Origin of the sequence: Streptomyces bottropensis ATCC 25435, from assembly GCF_000383595.1 — a bacterium.
GTDB lineage: Bacteria > Actinomycetota > Actinomycetes > Streptomycetales > Streptomycetaceae > Streptomyces > Streptomyces bottropensis.
Genome location: NZ_KB911581.1, coordinates 3,245,288 through 3,259,000, shown reverse-complemented (window position 1 = coordinate 3,259,000; position 13,713 = coordinate 3,245,288). Strand labels below are relative to the sequence as shown.

The 13,713-nt window shown below is 64.1% G+C and carries 8 protein-coding genes, 3 rRNA genes and 1 pseudogene; 3 read left to right on the top strand and 9 right to left on the bottom strand.

From position 1 onward, the window contains the following. Nucleotides 1–23 precede the first annotated feature (23 nt). The 6 genes and pseudogenes from STRBO_RS0114370 to STRBO_RS0114345 form a co-directional block, all read right to left on the bottom strand. Nucleotides 24–947, bottom strand: coding sequence for a tetratricopeptide repeat protein (locus tag STRBO_RS0114370; RefSeq protein WP_237547661.1), 924 nt, complete (start codon nucleotides 945–947; stop codon nucleotides 24–26). Nucleotides 948–1,553: 606 nt separating this feature from the next. Then, nucleotides 1,554–2,201, bottom strand: a pseudogene (locus STRBO_RS45905) (tetratricopeptide repeat protein); the annotation flags it as partial. 287 nt (nucleotides 2,202–2,488) lie between these two features. Beyond that, nucleotides 2,489–2,605: ribosomal RNA gene (gene rrf, locus STRBO_RS0114360) — 5S ribosomal RNA — on the bottom strand. 104 nt (nucleotides 2,606–2,709) lie between these two features. Next, nucleotides 2,710–5,833: ribosomal RNA gene (locus STRBO_RS0114355) — 23S ribosomal RNA — on the bottom strand. Nucleotides 5,834–6,153: 320 nt separating this feature from the next. After that, nucleotides 6,154–7,680: ribosomal RNA gene (locus tag STRBO_RS40135) — 16S ribosomal RNA — on the bottom strand. Together the 16S, 23S and 5S rRNA genes form the textbook arrangement of a ribosomal RNA operon. A gap of 543 nt (nucleotides 7,681–8,223) precedes the next feature. Then, nucleotides 8,224–8,865 (bottom strand): DNA-3-methyladenine glycosylase, encoded by a 642-nt coding sequence (locus STRBO_RS0114345; protein ID WP_005477590.1) that lies wholly within the window; start codon nucleotides 8,863–8,865, stop codon nucleotides 8,224–8,226. 207 nt (nucleotides 8,866–9,072) lie between these two features. Between STRBO_RS0114345 and STRBO_RS0114340 the strand changes: the two genes are divergently transcribed. The 3 genes from STRBO_RS0114340 to STRBO_RS0114330 all read left to right on the top strand — a co-directional run bounded on the left by STRBO_RS0114340 (nucleotide 9,073) and on the right by STRBO_RS0114330 (nucleotide 11,095). Further along, nucleotides 9,073–9,855, top strand: a complete 783-nt coding sequence (locus STRBO_RS0114340; protein ID WP_005477592.1) for a sporulation protein — start codon at nucleotides 9,073–9,075, stop codon at nucleotides 9,853–9,855. A gap of 42 nt (nucleotides 9,856–9,897) precedes the next feature. After that, nucleotides 9,898–10,437, top strand: a complete 540-nt coding sequence (locus STRBO_RS0114335) for a YbhB/YbcL family Raf kinase inhibitor-like protein (protein WP_005477594.1) — start codon at nucleotides 9,898–9,900, stop codon at nucleotides 10,435–10,437. 151 nt (nucleotides 10,438–10,588) lie between these two features. After that, nucleotides 10,589–11,095: an HNH endonuclease gene (locus STRBO_RS0114330; RefSeq protein ID WP_005477596.1), complete on the top strand. Its 507-nt coding sequence runs from the start codon at nucleotides 10,589–10,591 to the stop codon at nucleotides 11,093–11,095. A gap of 73 nt (nucleotides 11,096–11,168) precedes the next feature. On the opposite strand, the gene STRBO_RS0114325 is transcribed toward STRBO_RS0114330, so the two are convergent. The 3 genes from STRBO_RS0114325 to STRBO_RS0114315 all read right to left on the bottom strand — a co-directional run bounded on the left by STRBO_RS0114325 (nucleotide 11,169) and on the right by STRBO_RS0114315 (nucleotide 13,643). Continuing rightward, nucleotides 11,169–12,116 carry an SPFH domain-containing protein gene (locus STRBO_RS0114325; protein WP_005477598.1) on the bottom strand — a complete coding sequence of 316 codons (948 nt, stop codon included), beginning with the start codon at nucleotides 12,114–12,116 and terminating at the stop codon, nucleotides 11,169–11,171. Between the two features lie 158 nt (nucleotides 12,117–12,274). Beyond that, on the bottom strand, nucleotides 12,275–12,706 hold the full coding sequence (locus STRBO_RS0114320) for an NfeD family protein (protein ID WP_028796645.1): 432 nt from the start codon (nucleotides 12,704–12,706) through the stop codon (nucleotides 12,275–12,277). Nucleotides 12,707–12,851: 145 nt separating this feature from the next. Next, on the bottom strand, nucleotides 12,852–13,643 hold the full coding sequence (locus STRBO_RS0114315) for an ABC transporter ATP-binding protein (protein ID WP_005477601.1): 792 nt from the start codon (nucleotides 13,641–13,643) through the stop codon (nucleotides 12,852–12,854). Nucleotides 13,644–13,713: the final 70 nt, after the last annotated feature.

Here is a 13,713-nt window from a genome sequence, read left to right as displayed (position 1 = left end):
CGGCCTTCGCCGGTTCCCCGGGGTCAGTCCTTGTCCTCCCGGACGTCGACGACATCGACGCTGTCGGCGGACGCCTCGTCCGTCACGTCCTCGTCCGTCACGTCCACGTCGGCAGCGTCCTCGCCAGTGACGTCGTCCTCGTCGGTGACGTCATCCTCGTCGGTGTCGCTGTCCAGGCCGTCTTGCTCGTCGTGGCTGTCATCGACGGCCGGCTCGTCCGTGACCGACACACTCAGCGGCGCCTCGCCGCCCTCGTGTCCGCCCTCTTCGCCGAGGGCGTCGACGAACTCGACGCCGTCCATCTCCGCGAGCCGGTCCGACGCGTCCGTGCTGCCGTCCTTGTCGGCCTCGACAGCCTTGGCGAACCACTCCCGCGCCTCGCTCTCCCGCCCGGCCTCGAGCAGCGCGTCGGCGTACGCGTACCGCAGACGCGCGGTCCACGGCTGTACGGAGCTGGAGGCCAGCTCCGGGCTCTGCAGGGTCACGATGGCCGCGTCGAGCTGGTCCATGTCGCGCCGCGCGCCGGCCGCCACGAGCCGCATCTCGACCTGACCGGCCTTGTCCAGCTTGTGCACCTCGGGGGCACCGGCCATGTCCAGCGCCTTCTCGGGCCGCCCGAGACCACGCTCGCAGTCCGCCATGACGGGCCACAGGTCGACATTGCCGGTCATCCGCCGAGCCGCCCGGAACTCCGCGAGCGCCTCGCTGTACTTCTGGTTGGCGTACGCGGCGAAGCCTGCCGCCTCACGCACGGCGGCGACGCGCGACGCCAGCCGCAGCGCGACCCTGGAGTAGCCGTACGCGCCCTCGGGGTCCTCGTCGATGAGTCGCGCGACCATCACCAGGTTCTTGGCGACATCGTCGGCGAGCGTCTTGGGCAGGCTCTGCAACTCCTGCCGTACGTCTTTGTCGATCTCCTCGCCGGTGACGTCCTCGGGGATCGGCAGCCGCTTGATCGGCTCACGGTCCCGGTCCCGCTCGTCACGGAAACGCCCGCCGCCGCGCCGGTCGTCGCCACCACGCCGGTCGTCCCGGTCACGGAACCCACCGGGGCGGCCACCACGATCGTCCCGACGGGGGCCATGGCTCCGATCGTCACGGCCTCGGTCGTCTCCACGCCGGTCGTCACGGCCACGGAACCCGCCGGGGCGCTCGCCACCGCCACGGCTGTCATCACGACGGAACCCGCCGGGGCGTTCGCCACCGCCACGGTTGTCGTCACGACGGAACCCACCGGGGCACTCACCGCCACGGCTGTCATCACGGCGGAACCCACCGCGGTCGTCATCGCGGCGGAAGGGGGGACGGTCCCCCTCACGACGCTCAGGGCGGGCCGGACGGTCATCGCGGCGGTCGTCACGGCGGAAGGCGGGCCGGTCTCCGCTTCCGCGGTCGTCACGCCGGAAGTCGTCACGTCGGTCGTCACGCCGGAACGGCGGACGCCCACCTCGGTCGTCTCCACGCCGGTCGTCTCCACGCCGGTCGTCTCCACGCCGGTCGTCACGGCCACGGTCGTCGCGGCCGCGGAACCCGCCGGGACGTTCGCCACCGCCACGGTTGTCGTCACGACGGAACCCACCGGGGCGCTCACCGCCACGGCTGTCGTCACGACGGAACCCACCGGGGCGCTCACCGCCACGGCTGTCATCACGGCGGAACCCACCGCGGTCGTCATCACGACGGAAGGGGGGACGGTCCCCCTCACGACGCTCAGGACGGGCCGGACGGTCGTCACGCCGGCGGTCCCGATCGCCGCCCCGGTCACGGTCGTCCCGGCGGAAGCCTCCACGGTCTCCGCCGTCCCGACGGTCGTCACGACGCGGACCCGCACCCGCAGGGCGGTCGTCGCGCCGGAACGCGGGACGGTCATCGCGGCGGGCGAAGCCCCCACGGTCGTCACCACGCCGATCGTCACGCCGGTCATCCCTGCGCTCGTCCCGCCGGAAGGCCGGCCGGTCACCGTCGCGACGGAAACCACCACGGTCCCCGCCGTCCCGACGGTCATCACGACGCGGACCCGCACCCGCAGGGCGGTCGTCGCGCCGGAACGCGGGACGAGGCCCACGATCGCCCTCGCGACGGTCGTCCCGTCCCCGGAAGCCACCGCCGCCACCGCCGCGCTGCTCACCGCGGTTGTCATCGCGCCGGAAGCCACCACGGTCGTCACTTCGACGGTCGTCACCACGGCGGTCATCGGGACGGCGGTCGTCCCGCCGACCGTAGCCACCACGGTCGTTGTTCGGACGGTCGTTGTCCCGACGGTCGTTGTTCGGACGCGGCCCACTGCGATAACCACCACGATCACCACTGTCCCGTCGCCGCTGGTCGCGCTCCGGTCGATCGTCGGGAGAGTTGGTGGACATGGTGACTCCTGTCTTCGGTACCGCAAGTCATTCTCGCGCAGCCGGATACCCGGCGCGCTCCGGAAAAACAAAAAAGGACCCCTGGTCCCAGCTGTACGCTGGTGACCAGGGGTCCTTCAAAGATTGTTCGGCGGCGTCCTACTCTCCCACAGGGTCCCCCCTGCAGTACCATCGGCGCTGTAAGGCTTAGCTTCCGGGTTCGAAATGTAACCGGGCGTTTCCCTCACGCTATGACCACCGAAACCCTATTGGTTTCGAGCGAACAAGCACACTTTTCAGTTGATGTTCTGCTCTGAGCCGACAACTGTTCGTTGTCTCAGAACTAACACAGTGGACGCGAGCAACTGAGGACAAGCCCTCGGCCTATTAGTACCAGTCAACTCCACCCGTTACCAGGCTTCCATATCTGGCCTATCAACCCAGTCGTCTACTGGGAGCCTTACCCCATCAAGTGGGTGGGAATACTCATCTCGAAGCAGGCTTCCCGCTTAGATGCTTTCAGCGGTTATCCCTCCCGAACGTAGCCAACCAGCCATGCCCTTGGCAGGACAACTGGCACACCAGAGGTTCGTCCGTCCCGGTCCTCTCGTACTAGGGACAGCCCTTCTCAATATTCCTGCGCGCGCAGCGGATAGGGACCGAACTGTCTCACGACGTTCTAAACCCAGCTCGCGTACCGCTTTAATGGGCGAACAGCCCAACCCTTGGGACCGACTCCAGCCCCAGGATGCGACGAGCCGACATCGAGGTGCCAAACCATCCCGTCGATATGGACTCTTGGGGAAGATCAGCCTGTTATCCCCGGGGTACCTTTTATCCGTTGAGCGACGGCGCTTCCACAAGCCACCGCCGGATCACTAGTCCCGACTTTCGTCCCTGCTCGACCCGTCGGTCTCACAGTCAAGCTCCCTTGTGCACTTACACTCACCACCTGATTGCCAACCAGGCTGAGGGAACCTTTGGGCGCCTCCGTTACTCTTTAGGAGGCAACCGCCCCAGTTAAACTACCCATCAGACACTGTCCCTGATCCGGATCACGGACCCAGGTTAGACATCCAGCACGACCAGACTGGTATTTCAACGACGACTCCACCCGAACTGGCGTCCGAGCTTCAAAGTCTCCCAGCTATCCTACACAAGCCGAACCGAACACCAATATCAAACTGTAGTAAAGGTCCCGGGGTCTTTCCGTCCTGCTGCGCGAAACGAGCATCTTTACTCGTAGTGCAATTTCACCGGGCCTATGGTTGAGACAGTCGAGAAGTCGTTACGCCATTCGTGCAGGTCGGAACTTACCCGACAAGGAATTTCGCTACCTTAGGATGGTTATAGTTACCACCGCCGTTTACTGGCGCTTAAGTTCTCAGCTTCGCCACACCGAAATGTGACTAACCGGTCCCCTTAACGTTCCAGCACCGGGCAGGCGTCAGTCCGTATACATCGCCTTACGGCTTCGCACGGACCTGTGTTTTTAGTAAACAGTCGCTTCTCGCTGGTCTCTGCGGCCACCTCCAGCTCACCGAGTAAATCGGATCACCAGTGATGGCCCCCCTTCTCCCGAAGTTACGGGGGCATTTTGCCGAGTTCCTTAACCATAGTTCACCCGAACGCCTCGGTATTCTCTACCTGACCACCTGAGTCGGTTTAGGGTACGGGCCGCCATGAAACTCGCTAGAGGCTTTTCTCGACAGCATAGGATCATCCACTTCACCACAATCGGCTCGGCATCAGGTCTCAGCCACAAGTACGACGGATTTACCTATCGCACGGCCTACACCCTTACCCCGGGACAACCACCGCCCGGGATGGACTACCTTCCTGCGTCACCCCATCACTCACCTACTACAAGTCTGGTCCGTCGGCTCCACCACTTTCCTTTCCCCGAAGGGTCCGGAACGGCTTCACGGACTTAGCATCGCCTGGTTCAGTGTTTGACGCTTCACAGCGGGTACCGGAATATCAACCGGTTATCCATCGACTACGCCTGTCGGCCTCGCCTTAGGTCCCGACTTACCCTGGGCAGATCAGCTTGACCCAGGAACCCTTGGTCAATCGGCGCACACGTTTCTCACGTGTGTATCGCTACTCATGCCTGCATTCTCACTCGTGAACCGTCCACAACTCGCTTCCGCGGCTGCTTCACCCGGCACACGACGCTCCCCTACCCATCCCAGCAGGCGTTGGCCCTATATGCTGGAATGACACGACTTCGGCGGTACGCTTGAGCCCCGCTACATTGTCGGCGCGGAATCACTAGACCAGTGAGCTATTACGCACTCTTTCAAGGGTGGCTGCTTCTAAGCCAACCTCCTGGTTGTCTGTGCGACTCCACATCCTTTCCCACTTAGCGTACGCTTAGGGGCCTTAGTCGATGCTCTGGGCTGTTTCCCTCTCGACCATGGAGCTTATCCCCCACAGTCTCACTGCCGTGCTCTCACTTACCGGCATTCGGAGTTTGGCTAAGGTCAGTAACCCGGTAGGGCCCATCGCCTATCCAGTGCTCTACCTCCGGCAAGAAACACACGACGCTGCACCTAAATGCATTTCGGGGAGAACCAGCTATCACGGAGTTTGATTGGCCTTTCACCCCTAACCACAGGTCATCCCCCAGGTTTTCAACCCTGGTGGGTTCGGTCCTCCACGAAGTCTTACCTCCGCTTCAACCTGCCCATGGCTAGATCACTCCGCTTCGGGTCTTGAGCGTGCTACTAAAATCGCCCTGTTCGGACTCGCTTTCGCTACGGCTACCCCACTCGGGTTAACCTCGCAACACACCGCAAACTCGCAGGCTCATTCTTCAAAAGGCACGCAGTCACGACGCACCGAGTAAACTCGATGCGCGACGCTCCCACGGCTTGTAGGCACACGGTTTCAGGTACTATTTCACTCCGCTCCCGCGGTACTTTTCACCATTCCCTCACGGTACTATCCGCTATCGGTCACCAGGGAATATTTAGGCTTAGCGGGTGGTCCCGCCAGATTCACACGGGATTTCTCGGGCCCCGTGCTACTTGGGTGTCTCTCAAACGAGCCGTCAATGTTTCAGCTACGGGGGTCTTACCCTCTACGCCGGACCTTTCGCATGTCCTTCGCCTACATCAACGGTTTCTGACTCGTCTCACAGCCGGCAGACTGTAAAAGAGAGATCCCACAACCCCGTATACGCAACCCCTGCCGGGTCTCACACGCATACGGTTTGGCCTCATCCGGTTTCGCTCGCCACTACTCCCGGAATCACGGTTGTTTTCTCTTCCTGCGGGTACTGAGATGTTTCACTTCCCCGCGTTCCCTCCACTTGCCCTATGTGTTCAGGCAAGGGTGACAGCCCATGACGACTGCCGGGTTTCCCCATTCGGAAACCCCCGGATCAAAGCCTGGTTGACGACTCCCCGGGGACTATCGTGGCCTCCCACGTCCTTCATCGGTTCCTGGTGCCAAGGCATCCACCGTGCGCCCTTAAAAACTTGGCCACAGATGCTCGCGTCCACTGTGCAGTTCTCAAACAACGACCAACCACCCATCACCCCGAACCAGTAGTCCGAGTGCACTGGGGCCGGCACTGAAGGCAACCGTAAAGCACGGCCATACCCTCAGACACCCAACAGCGTGCCCGGCACCCTCACCACTCCGATCAGCTTTCCACGCCCCCGAAAGGACAGTACTCACAGCCTGAGATGACTCAAGATGCCGAATAATCAACGTTCCACCCATGAGCTAACCAGCATCAGACGTTCGCTGATGATCTGGCCTCTGACCTCACCCCGTAGGGATCGGTAGAAGTGCTCCTTAGAAAGGAGGTGATCCAGCCGCACCTTCCGGTACGGCTACCTTGTTACGACTTCGTCCCAATCGCCAGTCCCACCTTCGACAGCTCCCTCCCACAAGGGGTTGGGCCACCGGCTTCGGGTGTTACCGACTTTCGTGACGTGACGGGCGGTGTGTACAAGGCCCGGGAACGTATTCACCGCAGCAATGCTGATCTGCGATTACTAGCAACTCCGACTTCATGGGGTCGAGTTGCAGACCCCAATCCGAACTGAGACAGGCTTTTTGAGATTCGCTCCGCCTCACGGCTTCGCAGCTCATTGTACCTGCCATTGTAGCACGTGTGCAGCCCAAGACATAAGGGGCATGATGACTTGACGTCGTCCCCACCTTCCTCCGAGTTGACCCCGGCAGTCTCCTGTGAGTCCCCATCACCCCGAAGGGCATGCTGGCAACACAGAACAAGGGTTGCGCTCGTTGCGGGACTTAACCCAACATCTCACGACACGAGCTGACGACAGCCATGCACCACCTGTCACCCGACCACAAGGGGGGCACCATCTCTGATGCTTTCCGGGCGATGTCAAGCCTTGGTAAGGTTCTTCGCGTTGCGTCGAATTAAGCCACATGCTCCGCTGCTTGTGCGGGCCCCCGTCAATTCCTTTGAGTTTTAGCCTTGCGGCCGTACTCCCCAGGCGGGGAACTTAATGCGTTAGCTGCGGCACCGACGACGTGGAATGTCGCCAACACCTAGTTCCCACCGTTTACGGCGTGGACTACCAGGGTATCTAATCCTGTTCGCTCCCCACGCTTTCGCTCCTCAGCGTCAGTAATGGCCCAGAGATCCGCCTTCGCCACCGGTGTTCCTCCTGATATCTGCGCATTTCACCGCTACACCAGGAATTCCGATCTCCCCTACCACACTCTAGTCTGCCCGTATCGAATGCAGACCCGGGGTTAAGCCCCGGGCTTTCACATCCGACGCGACAGACCGCCTACGAGCTCTTTACGCCCAATAATTCCGGACAACGCTCGCGCCCTACGTATTACCGCGGCTGCTGGCACGTAGTTAGCCGGCGCTTCTTCTGCAGGTACCGTCACTTTCGCTTCTTCCCTGCTGAAAGAGGTTTACAACCCGAAGGCCGTCATCCCTCACGCGGCGTCGCTGCATCAGGCTTTCGCCCATTGTGCAATATTCCCCACTGCTGCCTCCCGTAGGAGTCTGGGCCGTGTCTCAGTCCCAGTGTGGCCGGTCGCCCTCTCAGGCCGGCTACCCGTCGTCGCCTTGGTGAGCCGTTACCTCACCAACAAGCTGATAGGCCGCGGGCTCATCCTTCACCGCCGGAGCTTTCCACACTCATCGGATGCCCGAGAGTGTTGTATCCGGTATTAGACCCCGTTTCCAGGGCTTGTCCCAGAGTGAAGGGCAGATTGCCCACGTGTTACTCACCCGTTCGCCACTAATCCCCACCGAAGTGGTTCATCGTTCGACTTGCATGTGTTAAGCACGCCGCCAGCGTTCGTCCTGAGCCAGGATCAAACTCTCCGTGAATGTTTACCCGTAATCGGGTCGACACCACGAGAGCGGAACAGCCAGGCGGAATAAGCCCGACCGTTCACAGCGTCCTCGCTGTGTTTTACTTCAAAGGAACCTCGCCCCAACCGGAAATCCGGCCAGGAACGGGGTATCAACATATCTGGCGTTGATTTTTGGCACGCTGTTGAGTTCTCAAGGAACGGACGCTTCCTTTGTACTCACCCAAGCTACTCTCGGGCTTTCCTCCGGGCAGTTTCCCTTCGGTCTTGCGTTTCCGACTCTATCAGACCGTTTCCGGTTCCGATTCCCAGTCGGGGGGTTTGCCTTTCGGCTGCCTTTTGGCCTCTCGGTTTCCCTTGCGGCCTTTCGACATTCACTACGTTAGCCGATTCCCTCGGCAACTCATAATTGAGTTCTGCGGGCTGAAATCAAGGCATGCCTGATTCGCCCCCGCTGAGGGGATGACGTAGATAGTGGGTTGGCCGCTCTCGGCTGCTGGCTGATCGCCGTAACCGGTTCAAGCGGCTCGGGCTACATTACGGACACCCCAGGGGCGAGTCAAGTTGAGCGCCGGCGGGGGGCATGGGCCCGATACGGGCTGACCGTCGGGTCGTCGGCGATCCAGAAACGCCAGGGGTGCACTCCACCGTCCCCGGAGACACCGGTGCGGGGGCCGTTGCGTACCTGGTCAGGCCCAACAGGAGTGCCGGTCAGGACCGTTATGGGCGCGTTGCCCGATGCGCAGGCGTCCGTACCGTCCAGGGCCCGGTCCACGTCCAGGGCGGTGGCCAGACGGGCGGGTCCTTTGGCCAGTTCTTTGTCATCTCGGGCTGAGATTCGACGTTTGCGGGCGAGGTCGGCACCTTCGGTGATCTCGCCGGCGCGCAGCAGGACCCCGCTCGCCGTGCCCTCAGGACCGCACACGAGGTTCATGCAGTGCCACATGCCGTAGGTGAAGTAGACGTACACGTGACCGGGTGGACCGAACATCACGTCGTTGCGGGCGGTACGCCCCCGATAGGCGTGGGAGCCGGGGTCGTTCGCGCCGTCGTAGGCCTCGACCTCCGTGAGGCGCAGTTCGATCGGCCCGTCCGGGGTGAGGCGTACGAGGACGCGTCCCAGGAGGTCCGGTGCCACCTCCAGTACGGGGCGGTCGAAGAACTCGCGGGCCAGGGGCGTACGGTCGGTGCTCGCGATCATGGCGTCCGAGCGTAGTCCAGACGGGTGCGTGCCGACGGGTGGCGAGAGGGCGTTCTCCTTGGAAGGGTGTGGAGCGGGAGGACGCGGAACCGGTCGACGCCTGTTTGCGTTTGTAGGGATCAAGGATCCACGCGACGCAGAGCGATCCACACCACAAGACACAGAACCACACAGATATGCAGGCATTGCCTGACGGGAGGAACAGACATGGGGTTCAAGCGGCTGCTCGCGAGCCTGGGAGCCGGCGGGGCTTCGGTCGAGACGGTGCTGACCGAGGTCAATGTCGTCCCGGGCGGCGTCGTCCAGGGTGAGGTGCGGATCCAGGGCGGTTCCGTGGACCAGCAGATCGAGGCGCTGTCCGTCGGTCTGCAGGCCAGGGTCGAGGTGGAGGGCCAGGACGCGGAGTACAAGCAGGACATGGTGTTCACCAAGCAGCGGCTCGGTGGTGCCTTCGAGCTGAAGGCCGGGGCGGTCCACACGGTGCCGTTCGGGCTGGAGATCCCGTGGGAGACGCCGATCACGACCATCCAGGGGCAGACCCTGCCGGGCATGAACATCGGTGTGACCACCGAGCTGGAGATCGCGCGTGCGGTCGACTCCGGTGACCTGGACCCGATCAACGTGCACCCGCTGCCGGCGCAGCAGGCCATCCTGGACGCCTTCATCCAGCTGGGCTTCCGCTTCAAGAACGCGGACCTGGAGCGCGGTCACATCCGTGGCACCCGGCAGAAGCTCCCCTTCTACCAGGAGGTCGAGTTCTACCCGCCGCAGCAGTACCACGGCCTCAACCAGGTCGAGTTGAGCTTCGTGGCCGACGACCGCGAGATGGACGTCGTGCTGGAGATGGACAAGAAGCCGGGTCTGTTCAGCGAGGGAAGCGACTCGTTCCGTTCGTTCCGGGTGGGGCTGCACGACTACCAGGGCACGGACTGGGCCGCGTATCTGAACCAGTGGCTGTCGGAGGTCGGCAGCAAGCGCAGCTGGTTCTAGGCTCTGAGCACACCTACCCCGGATCCATCAGGAGGTATTGAGGTGACCGAGCCGAAGAGGCCGCCGCTCCCCCACGATTTCCACCCGGTCGTGCCGTCGTTCACCGTCACGAGCGAAGACGTCGAGGCGGGTGAAACGCTCAAGGACGCCCAGGTCTACGCGGAGGGGAACACCTCGCCGCAGCTGAGCTGGGAGGGCTTCCCGCCGGAGACCAGGAGTTTCGCCGTGACCTGCTACGACCCGGACGCCCCCACGGGCAGCGGGTTCTGGCACTGGGTGGTGTTCGACATCCCGGCGTCGGTGACGGAGTTGCCGACGGGCGCGGGCTCGGGGAAGTTCGAGGGACTGCCCGAGGGCGCCGTCCAGGTGCGCAACGACTACGGGACGAAGGACTTCGGCGGGGCCGCGCCGCCGCCCGGGGACCCCGCGCACCGCTATGTGTTCACGGTGTACGCCGTGGATCAGGAGAAGCTCGGTCCGGACTCGGACGCCTCACCAGCCGTAATCGGTTTCAACCTGCGGTTCCACACCCTGGCTCGTGCCCAACTCATCGGCGAGTACGCCGCTGAGGCGGAAAAGTAACGAAGCCGGACGTTCATTGAACGTTTGCCCGTCTCTGGTCTTGGAAGTGATCAGAGACGGGCATTTTTTATTGCGTTGTCCATCTCGGCGTGCCCGGCCAGAGTTGATCCAAGCCCGCCGGGGGGTGGGCTGGCACAGGAGGTGGGCTGGGATGCGGGACACGCTGGTACTGAACGCGAGCTTCGAGCCGCTGTCGACGGTGACGCTCAACCGAGCCGTCGTGCTGGTACTGCAGGACAAGGCCGTCGTCGAGCAGACCCACCCCGAACTGCGCATGCGCGGAGCCGCGGTCGACATACCGGCGCCCCGGGTGATCAGACTCTGCAGGTATGTCAGGGTGCCGTTCCGAAGACAAGCGCCGTGGTCCAGGCGGGGTGTCCTGGTGAGGGACAGGCACAGGTGCGCCTACTGCGGCAGGCGGGCGACGACCGTCGACCACGTGGTGCCGCGGTCGCGGGGCGGTGGTGACACCTGGCTGAACACGGTCGCCTCCTGCGCCGAGGACAACCACCGCAAGGCCGACCGGACTCCGGAGCAGGCGGGTATGCCGCTGCTGCGGCAGCCGTTCGAGCCGACGCCGGCCGACGCCATGCTGTTGTCGCTGGGACACGAGGACTACGACGCGCTTCCGGCGTGGCTGTCCCAGGGAGCCGCGTAGGGCTTCGCCGGCCCCCGAAAGGCAGAAACCAGGGGCCCGCCTTCTCCTCGAAGGCGGGCCCCTGGTCGTGTGCTCAGTCGATCGCCGGCTTCTCGCGGCGTTCGCCGTTGCCGTCGGCGGGCCTGGGGACCGACGGGCCGCCGCCCAGGTTGCCGAAGTTGCCCATGGCGCCGGAGAGGCCCTTGAGGGCGTCGCCGATCTCGCTGGGGACGATCCAGAGCTTGTTGGCGTCGCCCTCGGCGATCTTCGGGAGCATCTGGAGGTACTGGTAGGAGAGCAGCTTCTGGTCCGGGTCACCGGCGTGGATGGCCTCGAAGACCGTACGGACGGCCTGGGCCTCACCCTCGGCGCGCAGGGCGGCGGCCTTGGCCTCACCCTCGGCGCGCAGGATCTGGGACTGCTTCTCGCCCTCGGCGGTGAGGATGGCCGCCTGGCGCGTACCTTCGGCGGTGAGGATCGCGGCGCGCTTGTCGCGGTCGGCACGCATCTGCTTCTCCATCGAGTCCTGGATGGAGGTGGGCGGCTCGATCGCCTTCAGCTCGACGCGGTTGACGCGGATGCCCCACTTGCCGGTGGCCTCGTCGAGGACGCCGCGCAGGGCCGCGTTGATCTCCTCGCGGGAGGTCAGGGTGCGTTCCAGGTCCATGCCGCCGATGATGTTGCGCAGTGTGGTGACGGTGAGCTGCTCGATCGCCTGGATGTAGCTGGCGACCTCGTAGGTCGCGGCGCGGGCGTCGGTCACCTGGTAGTAGATGACCGTGTCGATGTTCACGACCAGGTTGTCCTGGGTGATCACCGGCTGGGGCGGGAACGGTACGACCTGTTCACGGAGGTCGATGCGGTTGCGGATCGAGTCGATGAACGGGACGACGATGTTGAGTCCCGCGTTGAGGGTGCGGGTGTAGCGGCCGAATCGCTCGACGATCGCCGCGCTGGCCTGTGGGATCACCTGGATGGTCTTGATCAGGGCGATGAAGACCAACACCACCAGAATGATCAGGACGATGATGATCGGTTCCATCGTTGCTCCCCGTGCCCTTCTCCGCCGTGGCGCTTCCGGAAGATCTTATGCCTGTTCGGACTGTTGAAGATCTTGCTGGTCGAGTCTGGCAGAAGCCCGCCTGCCAGGTGGGTCGTTCAGGTCATTGCGTCATCGCCTCGTGACCCCGTCGTACGAGGTCACATGACGATCGCCGTGGCTCCCTCGATCTCCACGACGTCCACTTCCTGACCCACCTCGTAGGCCTGGCCGGTGTCGAGCGCGCGGGCGGACCAGATCTCGCCGGCCAGCTTGATCCGGCCGCCCATGCCGTCGACCCGTTCCAGGACGACGGCCTGTTTGCCCTTCAACGCGTCGATACCGGTCGCGAGTTGGGGTCGCTGGGACCGGTGCCTGGCCGCGATGGGCCGTACGACGGCGATGAGCGCGACCGAGACGACCGCGAAGACGAGGACCTGGAGTACGACACCTCCGCCCAGTCCCGCGGTCACGGCGCCGGCGACCGCGCCCAGGGCGAGCATGCCCAACTCGGGCATCGCGGTCACGACGAGGGCGATCCCGAGCCCGGCCGCGCCGATCAGCCACCACACCCATGCGTCGATGCTGTCCACATCGGCCATGGTAGAACCGCGATCGGGCCGCCGAACAGAGCGCACGGCCAAAGATCACGTGCAGAGTGCGCCCAAGTCGGTTGCGCCTGGGTCCGGTTGTGGTCCCAGGGCATTCGACTGGCGGGGGCCGGGAGAAGTTGGGGGTTCAGGTGAGCGGCAGACCGTGGGCGGTCCAGCGCTCGCCGAGCTGGTCGACGACGAGCGGGAGGCCGAAGCAGAGGGAGAGGTTGCGGGAGGTGAGCTCCAGCTCCAGCGGGCCCGCGGCGAGGACCTTGCCCTGACGGATCATCAGGACGTGGGTGAAGCCCGGCGGGATCTCCTCGACATGGTGCGTGACCATGATCATGGAGGGGGCGATCGGGTCGCGGGCGAGGCGGCCGAGACGGCGTACGAGGTCCTCGCGGCCACCGAGGTCGAGGCCGGCGGCGGGCTCGTCGAGGAGCAGCAGCTCGGGGTCGGCCATCAGGGCGCGGGCGATGAGGGCGCGCTTGCGCTCGCCCTCGGAGAGGGTGCCGAACTTGCGGTCGACGTAGTCGGTCATGCCGAGGCGGTCGAGGAAGGCGCGGGCGCGCAGCTCGTCGATCTCCTCGTAGTCCTCGTTCCAGGTGGCCGTCATGCCGTACGCGGCGGTCAGCACGGTCTGCAGGACGGTCTGGCGCCTCGGGAGCTTCTCGGCCATGGCGATGCCGGCCATGCCGATGCGGGGGCGCAGCTCGAAGACGTCGACCTTGCCGAGGGTGTCGCCGAGGATCGTGGCGGTGCCCTTGCTGGGGTAGAGGTAGCTGGAGGCGATGTTGAGGAGGGTGGTCTTGCCGGCGCCGTTCGGGCCGAGGATGGCCCAGCGCTCGCCCTCCTTGACCGACCAGGAGACCTGGTCCACCAGAGCCCGGCCCTCGCGGACCACGGATACGTCCTCCAGCTCCAGAACATCGCTCATGAGCGCGCTGTCTCCCCTTGCAGTGTCGGCCTGTCTCGGCTGTCGCGTACGCCTGTGGTCGGAGCCACCG

Excerpts from the sequence above, each read along its gene's own strand:
- STRBO_RS0114345 (WP_005477590.1), bottom strand. The coding sequence starts at position 8,865 with ATGATCGCGAGCACCGACCGTACGCCCCTGGCCCGCGAGTTCTTCGAC.
- STRBO_RS0114340 (WP_005477592.1), top strand. The coding sequence starts at position 9,073 with ATGGGGTTCAAGCGGCTGCTCGCGAGCCTGGGAGCCGGCGGGGCTTCG.
- STRBO_RS0114330 (WP_005477596.1), top strand. The coding sequence starts at position 10,589 with ATGCGGGACACGCTGGTACTGAACGCGAGCTTCGAGCCGCTGTCGACG.
- STRBO_RS0114325 (WP_005477598.1), bottom strand. The coding sequence starts at position 12,116 with ATGGAACCGATCATCATCGTCCTGATCATTCTGGTGGTGTTGGTCTTC.
- STRBO_RS0114315 (WP_005477601.1), bottom strand. The coding sequence starts at position 13,643 with ATGAGCGATGTTCTGGAGCTGGAGGACGTATCCGTGGTCCGCGAGGGC.